General features: G+C 61.7%; 20 protein-coding genes and 1 tRNA gene. 12 read left to right on the top strand and 9 right to left on the bottom strand.

Going from position 1 to position 15,209, the window contains the following annotated elements; genetic code table 11:
- Positions 1–15: 15 nt before the first annotated feature.
- The 5 genes from EDD78_RS00240 to EDD78_RS00260 are packed head-to-tail and all read right to left on the bottom strand — an operon-like array spanning position 16 to position 3,581.
- Entirely contained in the window at positions 16–594 is a 579-nt protein-coding gene (locus tag EDD78_RS00240; RefSeq protein WP_165873041.1) for a lytic transglycosylase domain-containing protein, read from the bottom strand.
- Entirely contained in the window at positions 575–1,204 is a 630-nt protein-coding gene (coaE, locus tag EDD78_RS00245) for a dephospho-CoA kinase (RefSeq protein ID WP_132083373.1), read from the bottom strand. The genes EDD78_RS00240 and coaE overlap by 20 nt, the downstream gene beginning before the upstream one ends.
- Positions 1,201–2,232, bottom strand: a complete 1,032-nt coding sequence (locus EDD78_RS00250; RefSeq protein WP_286170645.1) for an L-threonylcarbamoyladenylate synthase — start codon at positions 2,230–2,232, stop codon at positions 1,201–1,203. The genes coaE and EDD78_RS00250 overlap by 4 nt, the downstream gene beginning before the upstream one ends.
- A 26-nt stretch (positions 2,233–2,258) precedes the next feature.
- A complete protein-coding gene (gene prfA / locus EDD78_RS00255) occupies positions 2,259–3,338 on the bottom strand; it encodes a peptide chain release factor 1 (RefSeq protein ID WP_132083375.1) in 1,080 nt (359 codons plus the stop codon).
- A 54-nt stretch (positions 3,339–3,392) separates the two neighbouring features.
- Positions 3,393–3,581, bottom strand: a complete 189-nt coding sequence (locus EDD78_RS00260; RefSeq protein WP_079700185.1) for a DUF951 domain-containing protein — start codon at positions 3,579–3,581, stop codon at positions 3,393–3,395.
- A 350-nt stretch (positions 3,582–3,931) separates the two neighbouring features.
- On the opposite strand from EDD78_RS00260, the gene EDD78_RS00265 reads away from it, so the two are divergent.
- The 4 genes from EDD78_RS00265 to EDD78_RS00275 all read left to right on the top strand — a co-directional run bounded on the left by EDD78_RS00265 (position 3,932) and on the right by EDD78_RS00275 (position 6,668).
- Positions 3,932–4,627, top strand: a complete 696-nt coding sequence (locus EDD78_RS00265) for an ABC transporter ATP-binding protein (RefSeq protein ID WP_132083377.1) — start codon at positions 3,932–3,934, stop codon at positions 4,625–4,627.
- A gap of 97 nt (positions 4,628–4,724) precedes the next feature.
- Positions 4,725–5,618: a diaminopimelate dehydrogenase gene (locus EDD78_RS00270; RefSeq protein ID WP_132083379.1), complete on the top strand. Its 894-nt coding sequence runs from the start codon at positions 4,725–4,727 to the stop codon at positions 5,616–5,618.
- A gap of 439 nt (positions 5,619–6,057) precedes the next feature.
- On the top strand, positions 6,058–6,234 hold the full coding sequence (locus EDD78_RS13850) for a hypothetical protein (RefSeq protein WP_165873042.1): 177 nt from the start codon (positions 6,058–6,060) through the stop codon (positions 6,232–6,234).
- A gap of 131 nt (positions 6,235–6,365) precedes the next feature.
- A complete protein-coding gene (locus tag EDD78_RS00275; RefSeq protein WP_132083381.1) occupies positions 6,366–6,668 on the top strand; it encodes a DUF6809 family protein in 303 nt (100 codons plus the stop codon).
- 350 nt (positions 6,669–7,018) lie between these two features.
- Here the strand turns inward: EDD78_RS00275 and EDD78_RS00280 are convergent, their stop codons facing one another.
- Positions 7,019–8,074: a peptidylprolyl isomerase gene (locus EDD78_RS00280; RefSeq protein ID WP_079700188.1), complete on the bottom strand. Its 1,056-nt coding sequence runs from the start codon at positions 8,072–8,074 to the stop codon at positions 7,019–7,021.
- A 158-nt stretch (positions 8,075–8,232) separates the two neighbouring features.
- Here EDD78_RS00280 and EDD78_RS00285 point away from each other — a divergent pair.
- Positions 8,233–8,307: transfer RNA gene (locus tag EDD78_RS00285), tRNA-Thr, on the top strand.
- 82 nt (positions 8,308–8,389) lie between these two features.
- Here EDD78_RS00285 and EDD78_RS00290 read toward each other — a convergent pair.
- Complete coding sequence (locus EDD78_RS00290) at positions 8,390–8,722, bottom strand: winged helix-turn-helix transcriptional regulator (RefSeq protein ID WP_132083383.1); 333 nt, start codon at positions 8,720–8,722, stop codon at positions 8,390–8,392.
- A 206-nt stretch (positions 8,723–8,928) separates the two neighbouring features.
- Here EDD78_RS00290 and EDD78_RS00295 point away from each other — a divergent pair, with 206 nt between their 5' ends.
- From EDD78_RS00295 to EDD78_RS00310, 4 genes are all read left to right on the top strand, one after another.
- Entirely contained in the window at positions 8,929–9,330 is a 402-nt protein-coding gene (locus EDD78_RS00295; protein WP_079700190.1) for a pyridoxamine 5'-phosphate oxidase family protein, read from the top strand.
- 93 nt (positions 9,331–9,423) lie between these two features.
- Entirely contained in the window at positions 9,424–10,047 is a 624-nt protein-coding gene (locus EDD78_RS00300) for a 4Fe-4S binding protein (RefSeq protein WP_132083385.1), read from the top strand.
- 56 nt (positions 10,048–10,103) lie between these two features.
- Entirely contained in the window at positions 10,104–10,919 is an 816-nt protein-coding gene (locus EDD78_RS00305; RefSeq protein WP_132083387.1) for a protein-ADP-ribose hydrolase, read from the top strand.
- Positions 10,840–11,706, top strand: coding sequence for an SIR2 family NAD-dependent protein deacylase (locus EDD78_RS00310; RefSeq protein ID WP_132083389.1), 867 nt, complete (start codon positions 10,840–10,842; stop codon positions 11,704–11,706). The genes EDD78_RS00305 and EDD78_RS00310 overlap by 80 nt, the downstream gene beginning before the upstream one ends.
- 4 nt (positions 11,707–11,710) lie before the next feature.
- On the opposite strand, the gene mutM is transcribed toward EDD78_RS00310, so the two are convergent.
- Positions 11,711–12,535 carry a bifunctional DNA-formamidopyrimidine glycosylase/DNA-(apurinic or apyrimidinic site) lyase gene (mutM, locus tag EDD78_RS00315; protein ID WP_132083391.1) on the bottom strand — a complete coding sequence of 275 codons (825 nt, stop codon included), beginning with the start codon at positions 12,533–12,535 and terminating at the stop codon, positions 11,711–11,713.
- A gap of 86 nt (positions 12,536–12,621) precedes the next feature.
- Here mutM and dcd point away from each other — a divergent pair, with 86 nt between their 5' ends.
- The 3 genes from dcd to EDD78_RS00330 are packed head-to-tail and all read left to right on the top strand — an operon-like array spanning position 12,622 to position 13,927.
- The gene (gene dcd / locus EDD78_RS00320; protein WP_117507997.1) at positions 12,622–13,170 is read left to right on the top strand and encodes a dCTP deaminase; all 549 of its coding nucleotides are present in this window, start codon (positions 12,622–12,624) and stop codon (positions 13,168–13,170) included.
- Between the two features lie 15 nt (positions 13,171–13,185).
- A complete protein-coding gene (locus EDD78_RS00325) occupies positions 13,186–13,635 on the top strand; it encodes an NUDIX hydrolase (protein WP_117507999.1) in 450 nt (149 codons plus the stop codon).
- Between the two features lie 19 nt (positions 13,636–13,654).
- The gene (locus EDD78_RS00330) at positions 13,655–13,927 is read left to right on the top strand and encodes a GNAT family N-acetyltransferase (RefSeq protein ID WP_117508001.1); all 273 of its coding nucleotides are present in this window, start codon (positions 13,655–13,657) and stop codon (positions 13,925–13,927) included.
- On the opposite strand, the gene EDD78_RS00335 is transcribed toward EDD78_RS00330, so the two are convergent.
- Entirely contained in the window at positions 13,924–15,114 is a 1,191-nt protein-coding gene (locus EDD78_RS00335) for an ethanolamine utilization protein EutH (RefSeq protein ID WP_117508003.1), read from the bottom strand. The genes EDD78_RS00330 and EDD78_RS00335 overlap by 4 nt on opposite strands.
- Positions 15,115–15,209: the final 95 nt, after the last annotated feature.

The following is a 15,209-nucleotide window of genomic DNA, read 5'->3' on the forward strand; positions in this document are numbered from 1 at the left end:
TATAAATTAATAATATTATTCCAAATCGTATAAATCCTGATAAATCTTACGGGTCTCGTTCACCCGCTCGACATACCAGCGGGTATCGCTGAAGGGGATTTCCTTGAGGGTCTGCCCGTCGTCCGAAAACTCCTCGTCCGCGAGCCACCCGTTGACGCTCCCCCGCCCCGCGTGATAGGCGCACAGCGCCAGGTCATACGAGCCGAACTCGTCGTAGAGGTAGCGCAGCAAAAAGGTCCCGCAGCGCACGTTGAGCGCCGGGTCGAAGATGACCTCGTCGTAGTCCATCTCCTCCTCGCCCATGCGGTAGAGCACCCAGTCGAAGGTATCCTTCGTAATCTGCATGAGCCCGCGCGCATCGTCCTCGCTGACCGCCTGCGGATCGAAGCGGCTCTCGGTATGGACCACCGCAAAGACGAAGGAGGGCGGCAGCGAATACTCCTTGCTGTACGACTCGATCACGCCCTGGTACTCCATCGGATAGCGCGCGTTGTAATATTTCTGCAGCCCGAAGCTGAGCAGCAGCCCGCAGGCGGCGATCACCACCACCACGATCACGGTATAAAAAAAGTATTTAGACGTTTGCCGTTTCATGGATTCCATCCTGCGCCGGGCAGACCTGGGCGAGAATCTCGTCGACATAGCCGAGCAGCTCGGCCTGCGTCCCGCTGTTCTCGACCACGAAGTCGGCCCGCTTTTTATAGAAGCTGTCGCTGTGCTGGCTCTTGATCCGGTTCCTCGCATCCGGCTCGGGCAGCGCGTCCCGCGCCATGATCCGGCGCAGGCGCGCCTCCTCGGGGGCGAGCACCGCGATCACGGCGTCGCAAAGCTTATCCGCCCCCGCCTCGTAGAGGGTTGGCGCGTCGAGCACCAGGAGCGGCACCGCCGCCTCGCGGTAGCTTCCGACCGTCTCCTCGATCTGGCGCATGATGTGCGGATAGGTGATCTCATTGAGCCGGCGCAGCCGCCGCTTGTCGGAAAAGACCACCGAGCCCAGCTTGCGGCGGTTGAGCTCGCCGTTGTGGTCGATCACATCGCACCCGAATTCCAGCACCAAATCCCCCAGGCAGCTTTTCGAATTGTCGATCACCTCGCGCGCGAGCAGATCGCAGTCGATCACCGGCACGCCCCGCGCGCGCAGCGCGTCGCAGACGGTGGTCTTGCCGGCGCCCGTCTGGCCGGTCAGCCCCAATACATAGCTCATAGCTTGATCACATCGAACGCCGCAGCCCGCACCATCCGGTTGTAGACGGCCAGCCCCACGCCCTGCGGCGCGGGACAGTGGGCAAACACCGTTCCAGCTCCTTTCTCATCGAGTTCGCGCAGCGCCGAAAAGAGGCGGTGCGCGATGGTCAGCGGCTCGCTCTCCTTCCCCAGCACGATAGCCGGGACCGAGAGCGCGCCCTCCTCCCCCGCAAAGCAGAGGGCGTAAGTCCCCTCGCCCGCGCGGGCGTTGACATAGTCTGAAAATTCTTTCCCGCCGCCGAGCAGCAGGCGCACCTTCGCCTTGGGCGCGTAGTGGCGGTACTTCATCCCCGGCGCGCTCACCCGGCTTTCGGGGTCGGCCTGCCCGCGCACCGCCTGGTCCATCTCCACCTCGCCGAGCACCGCGCAAAGCTGCTCGTAGGTGACCGCCCCCGGGCGCAGCAGGCGGGGCGTCTCCCCCGCCAGCGAGACCACGGTGGACTCCACCCCGACCTCGCACTCGCCCCCGTCCACGATGGCGTCCACCCGGCCCCAGAGGTCCTCGATACAGTGCCGCGCGCTGGTGGTGCTGGGCCGCCCCGAGCGGTTGGCCGACGGGGCCGCCAGCGGCAGCCCGCTCTCCTCGATCACCCGGCGGATGATCTCCCCCGACGGCATGCGGATCCCGACGGTATCCAGCCCCGCGCTGGTGGCGGCGGGGATTTTATCGCTTTTCGGGAGCACCATGGTCAGCGGGCCCGGCCAAAAGCGCCCGGCCAGCCGCCGGGCCCCTTCCGGAAAGGCGGTGACCAGCTCCCCGAGCATCGCAAGATCACTGATGTGCACAATCAGGGGATTGTCCTGCGGGCGGCCCTTGGCCGCAAATATTTTGGCGACGGCGCGCTCATCCAGGGCGTTGGCCGCCAGGCCGTAGACCGTCTCGGTGGGAAGGGCCACGATCCCGCCGCGGCGCAATATCTCGCAGACGGCGCAGAGCTCCCCGGATTCTATCCTGTCCGCCTTCCAGTCAAACATACGGGTATCCAAGCAAAATCCTCTTTTCCAAAAAAGGTCTACTGCGCCTCGGTCTGCTCCTTGAGCTTTTCGGCCTGGTCGAAGGTGATCAGCGCGTCGATCAGCTCGGGCAGATCGCCGTTTAGCACCTGCTCGAGCTTGTAGAGCGTCAGCCCGATGCGGTGGTCGGTCACCCGCCCCTGCGGGTAGTTGTAGGTGCGGATCCGCTCGCTGCGGTCCCCGGTGCCGACTTGCAGCTTGCGCTGCGAGGCGATGGCGTCGTTTTGCTTTTGCTGCTCCTGCTCGTAGAGGCGGGAGCGCAGGATTTTCATCGCCTTGTCCTTGTTCTTGTGCTGGCTGCGCTCGTCCTGGCATTCCACCACCAGCCCGGTGGGCAGATGGGTGATGCGGATCGCGCTCTCGGTCTTGTTGACGTGCTGCCCGCCCGCGCCCGAGGCGCGGTAGGTGTCGATCTGCAAATCCCCGGGATTGATGTCCACCTCGACGTCCTCCACCTCGGGCAGCACCGCCACCGTCACGGTGGAGGTGTGGATCCGCCCGGCGCTCTCGGTTTCGGGGACGCGCTGCACCCGGTGCACCCCGCTCTCAAACTTCAGCCGGGAATAGGCGCCCTCCCCCTCGATCGAGAAACTGACCTCCTTGAAGCCGCCCAGCTCGGTCGGGTTTGCGGACAAAATCTCCCACTTCCAGCCCTGGCTCTCGGCGTACATGGTGTACATGCGCATGAGGGAATTGGCGAACAGGGCGCTTTCCTCGCCGCCCGCGCCGCCGCGGATCTCGATGATGACGCTCTTGTCGTCGTTCGGGTCGCTGGGCAGCAGCAGGATTTTGAGCTCCTCGGCAAAGCGTTCGGTCTTTTCGCGGTTTTCGGCGTACTCCGCCTCCACCATCTCGCGAAAGTCCTTGTCCAGCCCGCCCTCCTCGAGCAGGGCGCGCGCCTCCTCGGCGTCGGCTTTCGCTTTTTTGTATTCCAGATACTTCTCCACAATCGGGGTCAGGCGCTTGTGCTCCTTCATCAGGTCGCGGTAGCGCAGGTTGTCGCTGACCACATAGGGGTCCATGAGCTGGCGGCCCACTTCTTCATACCGCTCGACCACGCCTTCCAACTGATCAAACATGCTGTTTCCTCCGTTACTCTGTAAACTTAATGAAATCAAAAAACGGGGGCGGCGCTACCCCTCGTCCTGATGGATGATCTTCTTGATGTTTTTTTCGCATTTGCTGCGCGCGACCATCACCTGCCGGCCGCACCCCACGCAGCGCAGCTTGAAATCCATCCCGCTGCGCAGAACCTCGAAGCGGTTCTCCCCGCAAGGGTGGTTTTTCTTCATGACCAGGGTGTCCCCCACCCGCACATCCATCCTCGCTTCCTCCTTCGTGTGAGTCCAGTCAGGGTCTAAAATCTATTATATCAGATGCCCCGCATGCCGCGCAACGATAACCCAAACTATTTTCCCCAAAAATTCCTGCGGCACCCGTCCACAAGTCGGGGCCAAGATTTACGAATAGTATTATTCGAATAAAATATCAGGTTTTTAACCCTTTCCACCGGGTTTTCCACAATGAATCGGGAAAACCGCATGATTTGTGTGGAAAGGAAGGTGGAAAAGGTGAAAAACCCGCACGTTCAGCGGCTTTGCCAAAGCGGTGGATATTTCCCCGCAGGAGCGGAAAACTAGAACAAATAAGGGAAACGGAGTGATGGTTTACCATGGAAAACCTGATCGAGCTGCGCCGGCTGTGCAAAACCTACGACAGCGGCGAGGCCGAGGTGGAGGCGCTGCACGATGTGGATCTGTCGATTGGCGAGGGGGAATTCGTCTCGATCGTGGGGCAGTCCGGCTCGGGCAAGAGCACCTTAATGAACATTATGGGCTGCCTGGACCTGCCCTCGAGCGGGAGCTACCTGCTCGGCGGGGTGGATATCGCCCACTCGACGGATGAGCGGCTCTCGGACATCCGAAACCGGCAGATCGGCTTTATCTTCCAGGGCTTCAACCTGATCGACTCGCTGAGCGCTCTGGAAAACGTCGAGCTGCCGCTGATCTACCGCCGCCTGCCCCGCGCGGCCCGCGAGCGCCTGGCCCGCGAGGCGCTCCAAAGGGTGGGGCTTTCCCACCGCATGCACCACCGTCCCGGCCAGATGAGCGGCGGGCAGCAGCAGCGGGTGGCCATCGCCCGGGCGGTCGCCGCGGCCCCGGCGCTGATTTTAGCCGACGAGCCGACCGGCAACCTCGATACCCAGTCGGGCGAGCAGGTGATCGACATCCTGCGCGCCCTGCACGAGGAAGGGCGCACCATCGTGCTGATCACCCACGACCCGGGCCTGGCCGGACGCACCGGACGGGTCATCCGCCTGCGCGACGGGCATATCGTTTCGGATACCGCCCGGCATCGCAGCGCCTAAGTCACGGTCAGCGGTTGCTAACAGCCCGGCAGGATGCTATAATTTGATCAGAAGGTTCCCTTACACCGCCAAAGCCTTATAGAAAGAGGGAGATTTTATGATCAAGGCAGCCATTGTCGGATACGGCAACATCGGAAAGGCCGTTTTGGAGGCCGTCAGCCAGGCGAAGGACTTCGAGCTCTGCGGCATCGTGCGCCGCTCGGCGCTCAACCCCCCGCCCGCGCTCGAGGGGCTCGAGGTGGTGGACGACATCCGGAAGCTCAAAGAGAAGCCGGATGTGGCCATCCTCTGCGTGCCCACCCGTTCGGTCGAGGCCATCGCGAAAGACTACCTCTCCTTGGGGATTTCCACCGTGGACAGCTTCGACATCCACTCGAAAATCCCGGCGCTGCACCAGTCGCTCGAGGCCGCCGCCAAGGAGCACGGCAGGGTGGCCGTCATGTCGGCCGGCTGGGACCCGGGCACCGACTCGGTGATCCGCGCCATCCTGCTCGCCTGCGCGCCCAAGGGGCTGACCTATACCAACTTCGGCCCCGGCATGAGCATGGGCCACACCGTCGCCATCAAGGCGATCGAGGGGGTACGGGATGCGCTGTCGGTCACCGTGCCGGTGGGCAGCGGCATGCACCGGCGCATGTGCTACGTCGAGCTCGAGGACGGCTATGACCCCGAGCACATCAAGCGCCGGATCAAGGAGGACGACTACTTCAAGAAGGATGAGACCCACGTCAAATTCGTGCGCAGTGTGGACGACATCCGGGATTCCGGCCACGGCGTGCTGCTCGAGCGCAAGGGCGTGTCCGGCGTGACCCCCAACCAGCGCTTCGAGTTTCGGATGTCCATCAACAACCCGGCCCTCACCGCGCAGGTGATGGTTTCCAGCGCCCGGGCGGCCGTGCGCCAGCAGCCGGGCTGCTACACCCTCATCGAGATCCCGCCGGTGGATCTGCTCCCCGGCGAGCGGGAGGAGCACATCAAGCACCTGGTCTAAGGAATAAAAAGCGCTGTGGAAATTTCCACAGCGCTTTTTTGGTGTGTGCAAAAACAGGGTTCCAAGGGGGCGGCGCCCCCTTGGCAGGTGTCCAGCGGGCAGAGCCTGCTGGGCGCTCCCCACAGGGAGCGAAATCCTCAGCGCCAGCGAGCGGCGGCAATCTACCGCTCCCGATTCGCGGCGGCAGGGTGCCGCCCCCGATTCGCGAAAGAGACCACGTATGGGGCCGGAAGCGTCCAGCCCGCGTCCTGCAAGACTTCTAAGCGCGGGGAGGGGAGGCCGAGCTTCCAGTGGAAGCTCGGCCGGGGAACCCCCAAGAGGGGGTTCCCCAAATCGGCAAGCCGCTACTTGCAAAGTTTAAGGAAAATTTTGTCGAAAAAACATTGACTTTTGATATACAATTGTGCTGTAGTTTTGTATATCAAAAGGAGGTGAATATTTGGCATGTCCCAAAATGGGCCGTCCCACTGATAACCCCAAAGACAAAGCACTTTTTATTCGTTTAGACAACGAAAGCTACGAAGTGTTAGAGGCTTACTGTGAGCAGGAACAAGTGAAAAAAGCAGAAGCGGCAAGGCGCGGGATTAAAAAGTTAAAGGACGACCTCAAAAAATGAAGGAAGCGGCGTTCCCCTACCAAAGACAGCACCGCTTCCCCCGCACACAGCCCCCGAAAGGAAGACTGCGTAAATATTTTACCATACGCGGTTTCTTCTTTCAAGGGGCGTGTGCCGAAAGGAGTAGAATGATGAAAAGTGCGTTAGAAGAATTGGCCCACAGCAATTTTTTCTCCGAAAACTACAAATTTAAAGATGACTCCCTCTATGCGCATGCTTTTTTCAAAAACAATGAAAAGGAAAAGAAGCTGCGCGACCATCTGGACGAGGAGCAAATCCGGCTCCTGAACGAGTATTGTGACACGCAAAGCGATCTCGAAGAGCTGGATGACACGGACAATTTTATCTATGGCTTCACCTTCGGCGTGCGCATGATGATCGAGGTGTTCCAGGACAGCAGTCCCATCACCGGCGCAAGGATTCTGGACGATTAGCAAACAGCCGCTGCGGGAGCTCCCGCAGCGGCTGAACTTTTCTGCTGTTTGAAGAGATCGTTTTTGAGGGCACCCCCTCTTGGGGTTTCCCTCTCGAACCTCCACTGGAGGTTCGATTCACCCTCCCCGCGCTTCGCTGGCGCTGAAGGTCGCGGGCTCTGCCCGCACCCGCCAAGAGGGCGTCGCCCCCTTGGAACCCTCTTATTCAGGACGCGGGCTGAATATTGCCGCCTTGTAAAGGAGTCCTTTCGCGAATTGGGAGCGGCACCCTGCCGCCGCGGGCTGAGCACAGCTGCCTCGCACGCTAGTCCTTTCGCGTATAGGGGGTGGCGGCTCGCCACCGCCGCCGCTTATTCCTCGGGCTCGTCAAACTTGAGCTTTTCGGGCGTGTAGCGCTTGATGGCCGCATCGTTGAAGGTCACCTGCACGTCCTTCGACTGCTCGAGCAGGTACTCGTCAAACTCGTCCTTCTTCATCTCCTGCAGCAACTTGGCGTGGTTGCCTTCAAAGTCGGAGCGGTCGTCCGCCAGCGGATCGACCTTCACCGCCACATAATAGGAGGTGCTGTCCGAAAAGAGCTTTACCTCGCCGATGGGTGCGGAGAACATCTCCTTCACGAAGTCGGAGGAGGGGGAAAGCGAGGTCTCCTTGATGATGGCGTCGTGCATGCCGGGGGTGTGCTCGTGGGGCGCGGTGCCGCCGTTTTGCTCGGTCTCGTACTCGGCGATCAGGTCGTTCATGTCCTCGCCCGCCTTGGCCCGCTCAAAGTAGGAATTGGCCTTTTCCTCGACCTTGGCTTTCTCCTCGTCCGGGAGCATCTCCATCTTGCTCTGGTCGAAGAACGCGAAGGGGATATACCGCACGCGCGCACGGGTGGAGACATAGTAGTCCTCGATCTCGCTGTCGCCGACGGTGCGCTCGCCGCCCTCGCCGTATAAATCGAAGAAGAGCATGTCCGATTTGTAGAGATTCTGGTTGAGCGTCGAGACCGCCTGCTTGGAAATCCCGTTTCTCTCGTAGAATTCCTGCGAATACTCCCAGAGGTAGTCAGTGTTCTTGACGATATTCTGCTCGGTGTCCTCGCTGAAGGTGAGCCCCTTCTCATTAAAGAGCTTTTCGATGGTGTAGAACTGCTTGACGTATTCCACAGCCCGCTCGGTGATGAACTGGCTGCCGGTTTTCCCGTCGATCTGCGCCTTCATCACATCCTTGGGAGAGGTGACCCCGTCGGGCGCCTTGTCGAGCGCATCGTAATACGCGTCGATCTCGGAAAGGATGTACACCCCGGCGCTCATTTTGTTGCCCTCATGCTCCGCGACCCAGCTGGTATCCGCCCCGCAGGCCGCCAGGGAAAAGACCATGGCCGCACTCATCAGCAGGGCTGCCGCCCTGGTTTTACACTTCATATAAAACTGTCCTCCTAATCGTGATGGTAACTGATTTATTATACACCGTAACATCCCGGCTGTCTACCACATTTTGTGAACAAACCCCTTATCTCCCTTGACTTCGCCAAGCCTTATCGGTATAATAGTATCGGCAGTTTTGTAGGGAAACATACCATGCTACTGTGGCTCAATGGCAGAGCAGCTCACTCGTAATGAGCAGGTTGTCGGTTCGATTCCGACCAGTAGCTCCAGCGGCGGGCCGCCGCACCCGATTCGCGCTCCTCACGAAAGTGGGGAGCGCGATTTGTTTGGCACGCGCCTCGACCGGTGCAGCTACTCCTTTGGCTCCTTGCTTTTATAGCCTTCGCCCCAGCGATACATCGCGTCCAAAATCGGCTTGAGGCTATAGCCGGTCTCGGTCAGGGTGTACTCCACCCGCGGCGGCACCTCGGCGTAGACCTTGCGGGTGAGCAGTCCGCTTTGCTCCATCTCGCGCAGCTGGGCGGTCAGCACCTTCTGGGTCACATGGCCGATGGATTTGCGCAGCTCCCCGAAGCGCTTGGTCCCCGCCAACAAATCGCGCAGGATCAGCACCTTCCACTTGTCGCCGATCAGCGTCAGGGTGGTTTCCACCGGGCAGGCGGGCAGGTCCCTGGTCTCGGGCATGGCAGCCTCCTCCTTTTATTTCAGATAGCCCCATTATAGCTGGGATGGCCTTCCGATGCAAGCCGCAATCCCTGTAAACATCCAACGGTATCTTTTGGGTAACTATCGCACAAAAAAGTGCTTACTTTACAATTCGGCCCCGGCGCATTACCATAAGGGTGTAGAGAGGCGGCGCCTCACACACATGCCGAATTGGAGGTAACATCATGAACGAAGTCATCAAATTTTTAACCGATAACCCGGTCCAGTACCTGGCCACCGTCGGCCGGGACGGCAAGGCCAAGTGCCGCCCCTTCATGTTCGCGGGCGAGCAGGACGGAAAGCTGTGGTTCTGCACCAACAACCAAAAGGACGTATACAAGGATATGCAGCAGAACCCTTACGTCGAGGTCTCGGTCTCCAGCCCGGCCTTCGCCTGGATCCGCCTCGCCGGCAAGGCGGTGTTCCAGAACAACCGCGCCGTCAAGGAGATGTGCCTGCAAAACCCCATCGTCAAAGGGCAGTACGGCGAGGCCCAAAACCCCATCTTCGAGGTGTTCTATCTCGAGGGCGCCCACGCCGTCATCGCCGACTTTTCCGGCGAGCCGCCCAAGGAATACGACCTGTAAAACCTCCCGATCCAAGACTGACAGCCCGCCGGCCGCCCCGGGGGCTGTCGGTTTTTCCGGCGGGCCTATTTTATTAGGAGGGTGTGTGATAAAATGACAGCAAGGGACTATTTGCAGATTTTGCAGCGCGACATCCATTCCACCGTCTGCGCGACGGTGGACGGGGAGGGCCTGCCCTGTACCTGCGTCATCGACATGATGCTCTCGGACGAAAGCGGCCTCTATTTTCTCACCGCGCGGGGCAAGTCCTTTTACCGGCGGCTGACGGCAAATCCTTATGTGGCGGTCAGCGGGATGAAGGGATCGGGCACCCTCTCCACCCTGGCCGTCTCGGTGCGGGGCGCGGTGAAAAACATCGGCCGGGAGAAGCTGGACGAAATTTTTCATGAGAACCCCTACATGGCGAAAATCTATCCCAGCGAAGAGAGCCGCCGGGCGCTGGAGGTGTTCCATCTCTATCGCGGCGAGGGCGAATACTTCGACCTCTCCCAGCTGCCGCCTCTGCGGGAAGCCTTTTCCTTCGGCGGGCAGCAGACGAGCGGCAGCGGCTACCGGATCGACCCGCAGCGGTGCATCGGCTGTGGGGCCTGCCGGGAAATCTGCCCCGTCGGCTGCATTCGGGACGCCCTGCCCCGCGCCATCGACCCCAGCCACTGCATCCACTGCGGCAACTGCGCCGAGGTCTGCCCGGTGCGGGCGGTCGAGCGGCTGGGATAACCCGCAGTTTTTCGCGGAGAACCAGTGTGAAGCGTCCGGAAAGGAATGGTCATGCTATGGACCGATTGGAACAGATCCGTTATTTGATCGACATCCTGCTCTTCGAGCTGCCGCAATACCGCGAGCAGGCGGCCCGCCGCTCGCAGGACGAAGATTCCCAGCGCCGCTTGCTGCGCGGCCTGATGAACCTGCGCCCCCCGCTGCCGCTGCGCGGCGACTTTCTGGCGGTGCAGGACCAGCTGCTTATCGCGGAGCGCCAGGCGCGCGGGGTGGTGGAAGCCGACGCTCTGCCCGCCTGCGCGCGCGGCCCCCGGATGTCCCTCTGGCAGGGGGACATCACCCGCCTTGGGGCCGACGCCATCGTCAACGCGGCCAACAGCGCCCTGCTGGGCTGCTTTGTTCCCTGCCACGGGTGCATTGACAACGCCATCCACTCGGCGGCAGGGCTCCAGCTGCGCGACGAATGCAGCCGGATCATGGCCGCCCAGGGACATCCCGAGCCCACCGGACGCGCCAAGCTGACGGCGGGCTACAACCTCCCTGCCCAGCATGTCCTGCACACTGTCGGGCCGATCGTACGCGGCCCGCTGCGGCAGGAGGACTGCGAGCTGCTCGCTTCCTGCTACCGCGCCTGCCTCTCCCTCGCGGCGGAGCACGGCCTCTCGAGCGTGGCGTTCTGCTGCATTTCCACCGGGGAGTTCCATTTCCCAAACGACAAAGCCGCCGCCATCGCCGTCGAAACCGTGGAAGGGTTCCTGCGGCAGACCGGCAGCGACCTGAAGGTGATTTTCAATGTTTTCAAAGATGAAGATTACGCCCTCTACCGCGCCCTGCTCGGAGCAGATCGAGCGTCTTCGCGCAGCGATCCGTGAGGCGCAGGCCATCGTCGTCGGCGCGGGCAGCGGGCTTTCGACCTCGGCGGGGCTTTGCTACAGCGGGCCGCGCTTTGAGGAGCACTTTGGCGATTTCATCGCGCGGTACCATTACTCCGACATGTACTCGGCGGGCTTCTACCCCTATGGGACCCCCGAGGAATACTGGGCCTACTGGAGCCGCCACATCTATTACAACCGCTATGAAGCGCCGGTGGGCGAGCCATATCACAAGCTGCTCCGGCTGCTCGAGGGGCGGGACTATTTTGTCATCACCACCAACGTGGACCACTGCTTCCAGCGCGCCGGGTTTGACAAGCAGCGCCTGTTCTACACCCAGGGGGACTACGGGCTCTGGCAGTGCTCCCTGCCCTGCCACCAGAAGACCTATGACAACGAGGAGGCGGTGCGCCGCATGCTCGCCGGGCAGCGGGACATGCGCATCCCATCCGAATTAATTCCCCGCTGTCCCGTCTGCGGGCGGCCGATGTCGATGAACCTGCGCTGCGACTTCACCTTTGTGGAGGACGCGGGATGGCACGCGGCCCATGGGCGGTACGAGGAATTTCTGCGCAGCAGGCAACAGGAGAAGCTACTTTATCTCGAGCTGGGAGTGGGCGGCAACACCCCGGGGATCATCAAATACCCCTTCTGGCAGCTGACCGCCCAAAATCCAAGCGCCGCCTACGCCTGCCTGAACCTCACCGACGCCCAGGCGCCAAAGGAAATCCTGCCGCGCGCGATCTGCATCGAGCAGGACATCGGCGAGGTACTCTCGCTTTTATAGCCTCTCAGGCCTGACAGCGCGGACAGTAGCAGCTGCTGCGCCCCGAGAGGATGATCCGCTCGATGGGCGCGCCGCAGCGGGGGCAGGGCTGCCCCTGCCGGCCGTACATGGCGAAGGAGGGCCCATCGCGGTACTCCCTGCCCTGTAAGGCCAGGTACTGCTCCGGCGTTATCCGGTCGTTTTCGATCCCCTGGCGCAGGATATGGGGGATCGCTTTCTCCAGCCGCCGCCACTCCTCCTGACCGAGCGTACATGCCGCGCGGGTGGGGAGAATCCCTGCGGCGAAGAGGATTTCGTCGGCGTAGATGTTGCCGATCCCCGCCACCACGCCCTGGTCGAGCAGGCATTCCTTGATCGCCCGGCGGCGGGTTTGCAGCGCCTCTTGCAGGTAGCCGGCGCAAAACGCCGGGCCGAAGGGTTCGGGTCCAAGCCTTTCGATCCCGCTGTAGCTGTCCTCTTCCCCGGACTCGAGCAGCCAGAAGCGCCCAAAGCGCCGCACGTCGATGTAGCGCAGCTCCCCGCCGCCCTCCAGCCCGAGCACCAGGTGGGTGTGCTTCTCTTTCGGATAATCGGACGGGGTCGCCAGCAGTTGGCCGGTCATGCGCAGGTGGAGGATCAGCCTGCCGCCGCCCTCCAGCTCGAACAGCAAAAACTTCCCCCGGCGATCCATCCCCATAATTTTCTTCCCGGTCAGCACGTCGGTAAACCGCCGCGCGCCGGGATGGGCCACCACCTCGGGCCGGACGAGCTGTACCGCCGCAATGCGGCGGCCGCACAGCTGCGGCGCGAGGATTCTTTTTATGGTTTCAACCTCAGGCAGTTCCGGCATATGAAACCCTTCCTTTCAAATGTTGTGGTTGGATCGCCTCCCATTGTGGTACAATAGCAGCAGAAAGCTGCAAAGGAGGACGCGACATGGTACTGTCGGACGGCACCATCCGCTCGCTGCTGCAAAACGGGGAGCTCGGCATCTCCCCCCTGACGCCCGGCCAGGTCCAGCCCGCCAGCGTGGACATCCGGTTGGGGGACACCTATGGGATCGTGGAGGACGGGAGCGAGGGGGTGCTGCGGCTGGATCAAAGGATCCATTATAAAACGATCCGGGCCGAGCGCTATCTGCTGCTCCCGGGTCAGTTTGTGCTGGCAAGCACCATGGAGTATGTCAAGCTCCCCGGCGACATGACCGCCTTTGTCGAGGGGCGCAGCTCGGTCGGGCGGCTGGGGCTCTTCATCCAGAACGCAGGCTGGGTGGACCCGGGCTTCGAGGGGGAGATCACCCTCGAGCTCTTCAACGCCAACCGCTGCGCCATCGAGCTGCGCGCCGGGCGGCGGATCGGCCAGCTGGTGTTCGCGAGATTGGACGCCCGCGCTCAAAACGCCTACCGCGGAAAGTACCAGGGCCAGCGCGGCGCGACCGGCTCGCGCATTTTTTTGGACGGCGAGCTTCGATTGGACGACATTTAAAAGGGAGGTCATCGTATGGATCATTTTCGCTCGTATTCCGCCGTATTCCCGATCCTGCTTTGCACCCGGGACGGGCGGCGGCAGATCCTGCTCCACCGCAGGGAGAACACCGGCTTCATGGACGGGAAATGGGATTTTGCCGGCAGCGGGCACGTCGACGAGGGGGAGACCGCTAAAATGGCCGTCGCCCGGGAATGTAAAGAGGAGCTGGGGATCGAGGTCGCGCTGCAGGACGTGCAGTTTCGCCACCTCTCCCACCGCGCCAGCGCCGGCGGGCGCACCTACTACGACATCTACTTCGAGGTCCTGCGCTATGACGGCGCGCCCGAAATCAGGGAGCCGCAGAAGTCCTCGGCGCTCTGCTGGTTCGATCTCGATTCGCTGCCGCCGGACATGATCCCGGTGCGCAGGGAGGCCCTGTTTCAGGTGCTGTCCGGTTGCCCCTACAGCGAGAGTCTCGAATAATTCTTTAGGAGGTCATCGTATGAATTTTATCACCGAGCCCGGGCGGATCTGGCTGCCCGGCGAGGACGGCAAAGTCCTCGCCGAGGTCACCTTCCCCCTGGATGAACGCGGCGTCGCGCAGATCGACCACACCTTTGTGGACGGGTCGCTGCGCGGGCAGGGCATGGCCGGACAGCTGCTGGCGGCACTGGCGGCGCATCTCAGAAGTGAAGGGATCAAGGCCTCCCCCGTCTGCTCCTACGCTCTGTCATGGTTTCAAAAGCACCCGGACCAGCAGGACCTGCTGGCCTAGCTTTTCTGATCCCCGATCTTTTCAAGCAGCATAGGCGCCATCGCGCAGGCGAGGATCACCGCCGTCACGCCCGCCGCCAGCTTCCCGGCGATCATGGCCGGGATCATCCCCGGGGAAACCCCGGCGGTAAAGCCGAGATGGTCCCCGATCACGCAGGAGGCGCTGACCAAAAAGGCGATGTTGATCAGCTTGCTGCGCGGGTCCATCTTCTCGATCAGCCCGAAGGTCGCGATGCCGTTGGCCAGGGATGCCACCATCCCGGCGCAGCCGCTTTCGTCGAGCCCGAGCTTCCTGCCCAGGACGCCGAGGGCTTTGGAAAAGTGCCGGGTGATAAATTCCACCATCGGGAAGGCGCCGATCAGCACGATCGCGATCAGCCCGACGATCTGCAGCGCCTCGATCAGGGGCGACACGCCCGAATCGCCCGGCTCGACCATCTGCCAAAGGAGCGGAAAGCGCAGCCCGGTTTCATATTGCAGCACCGCGGCGGCGAGCGACAGGGTAATCAGCGCGGTCAGCCCCTTGCCGAAGATGGTGAACCCCCGCAGCATGGCCATCGGCTTTTTCCACAGTCCCAGGATGATGAGCAGGGCGATCAGCAGCACCGGCAGCAGATTTTTGAGCATGGAAACAAATCCGATCGGGTAGCCGGTGAACAGCATGACCGCCCAGCCGGCGAGCATCCCAATGGGGATGGTGACCATCCCGACCATGATGCCGTAGGCAAAATAGGGCCTGTCCTCCTTTTTGAGGATGCCGAGCCCGATGGGCACGCTCCCCACAATGGTGCAGCCGAGCATCGAGCCGAGCAATATCCCCGAAAACTGGCCGATGGCCTCGTCCGGGCCCGCCAGCTGCATGGCCAGCGGATACCCGCCCATGTCGCAGGCGAGCAGCGTCCCGCCGAACATGGCGGGGCTCGCCCCGAAGAATTGATAGACGGGGGTGAGCACCGGTTCGAGCAGCTGGCGCAGGATGGGGGTGAGCACCAGCATCCCGATCATGGCCAGCGAGAGCGGGCCCATCGCCTTGAAGCCCTCTTCAAACTTTTCCCCGTAGCCATGGCGGTTTTTGCGAATGCGGTCCACCGCGCCAACGAGCATGAAAATCATGGTCACCGACAGGATAACTGTGTGGATCGAGATTGATGAGACGTACTGCTGAAGCGATTGCACAAAAACTTCCATTTTCACATTCCTTTCCCCAGTGTGGCACTCTTTTTATTATATCACAACGTGCCGCGCACGCGGCAAATAACAAATACTTTTATTGTTCCGGCCGG

Origin of the sequence: Harryflintia acetispora (assembly GCA_004340125.1) — a bacterium.
Taxonomy (GTDB): Bacteria; Bacillota; Clostridia; order Oscillospirales; family Ruminococcaceae; genus Harryflintia; species Harryflintia acetispora.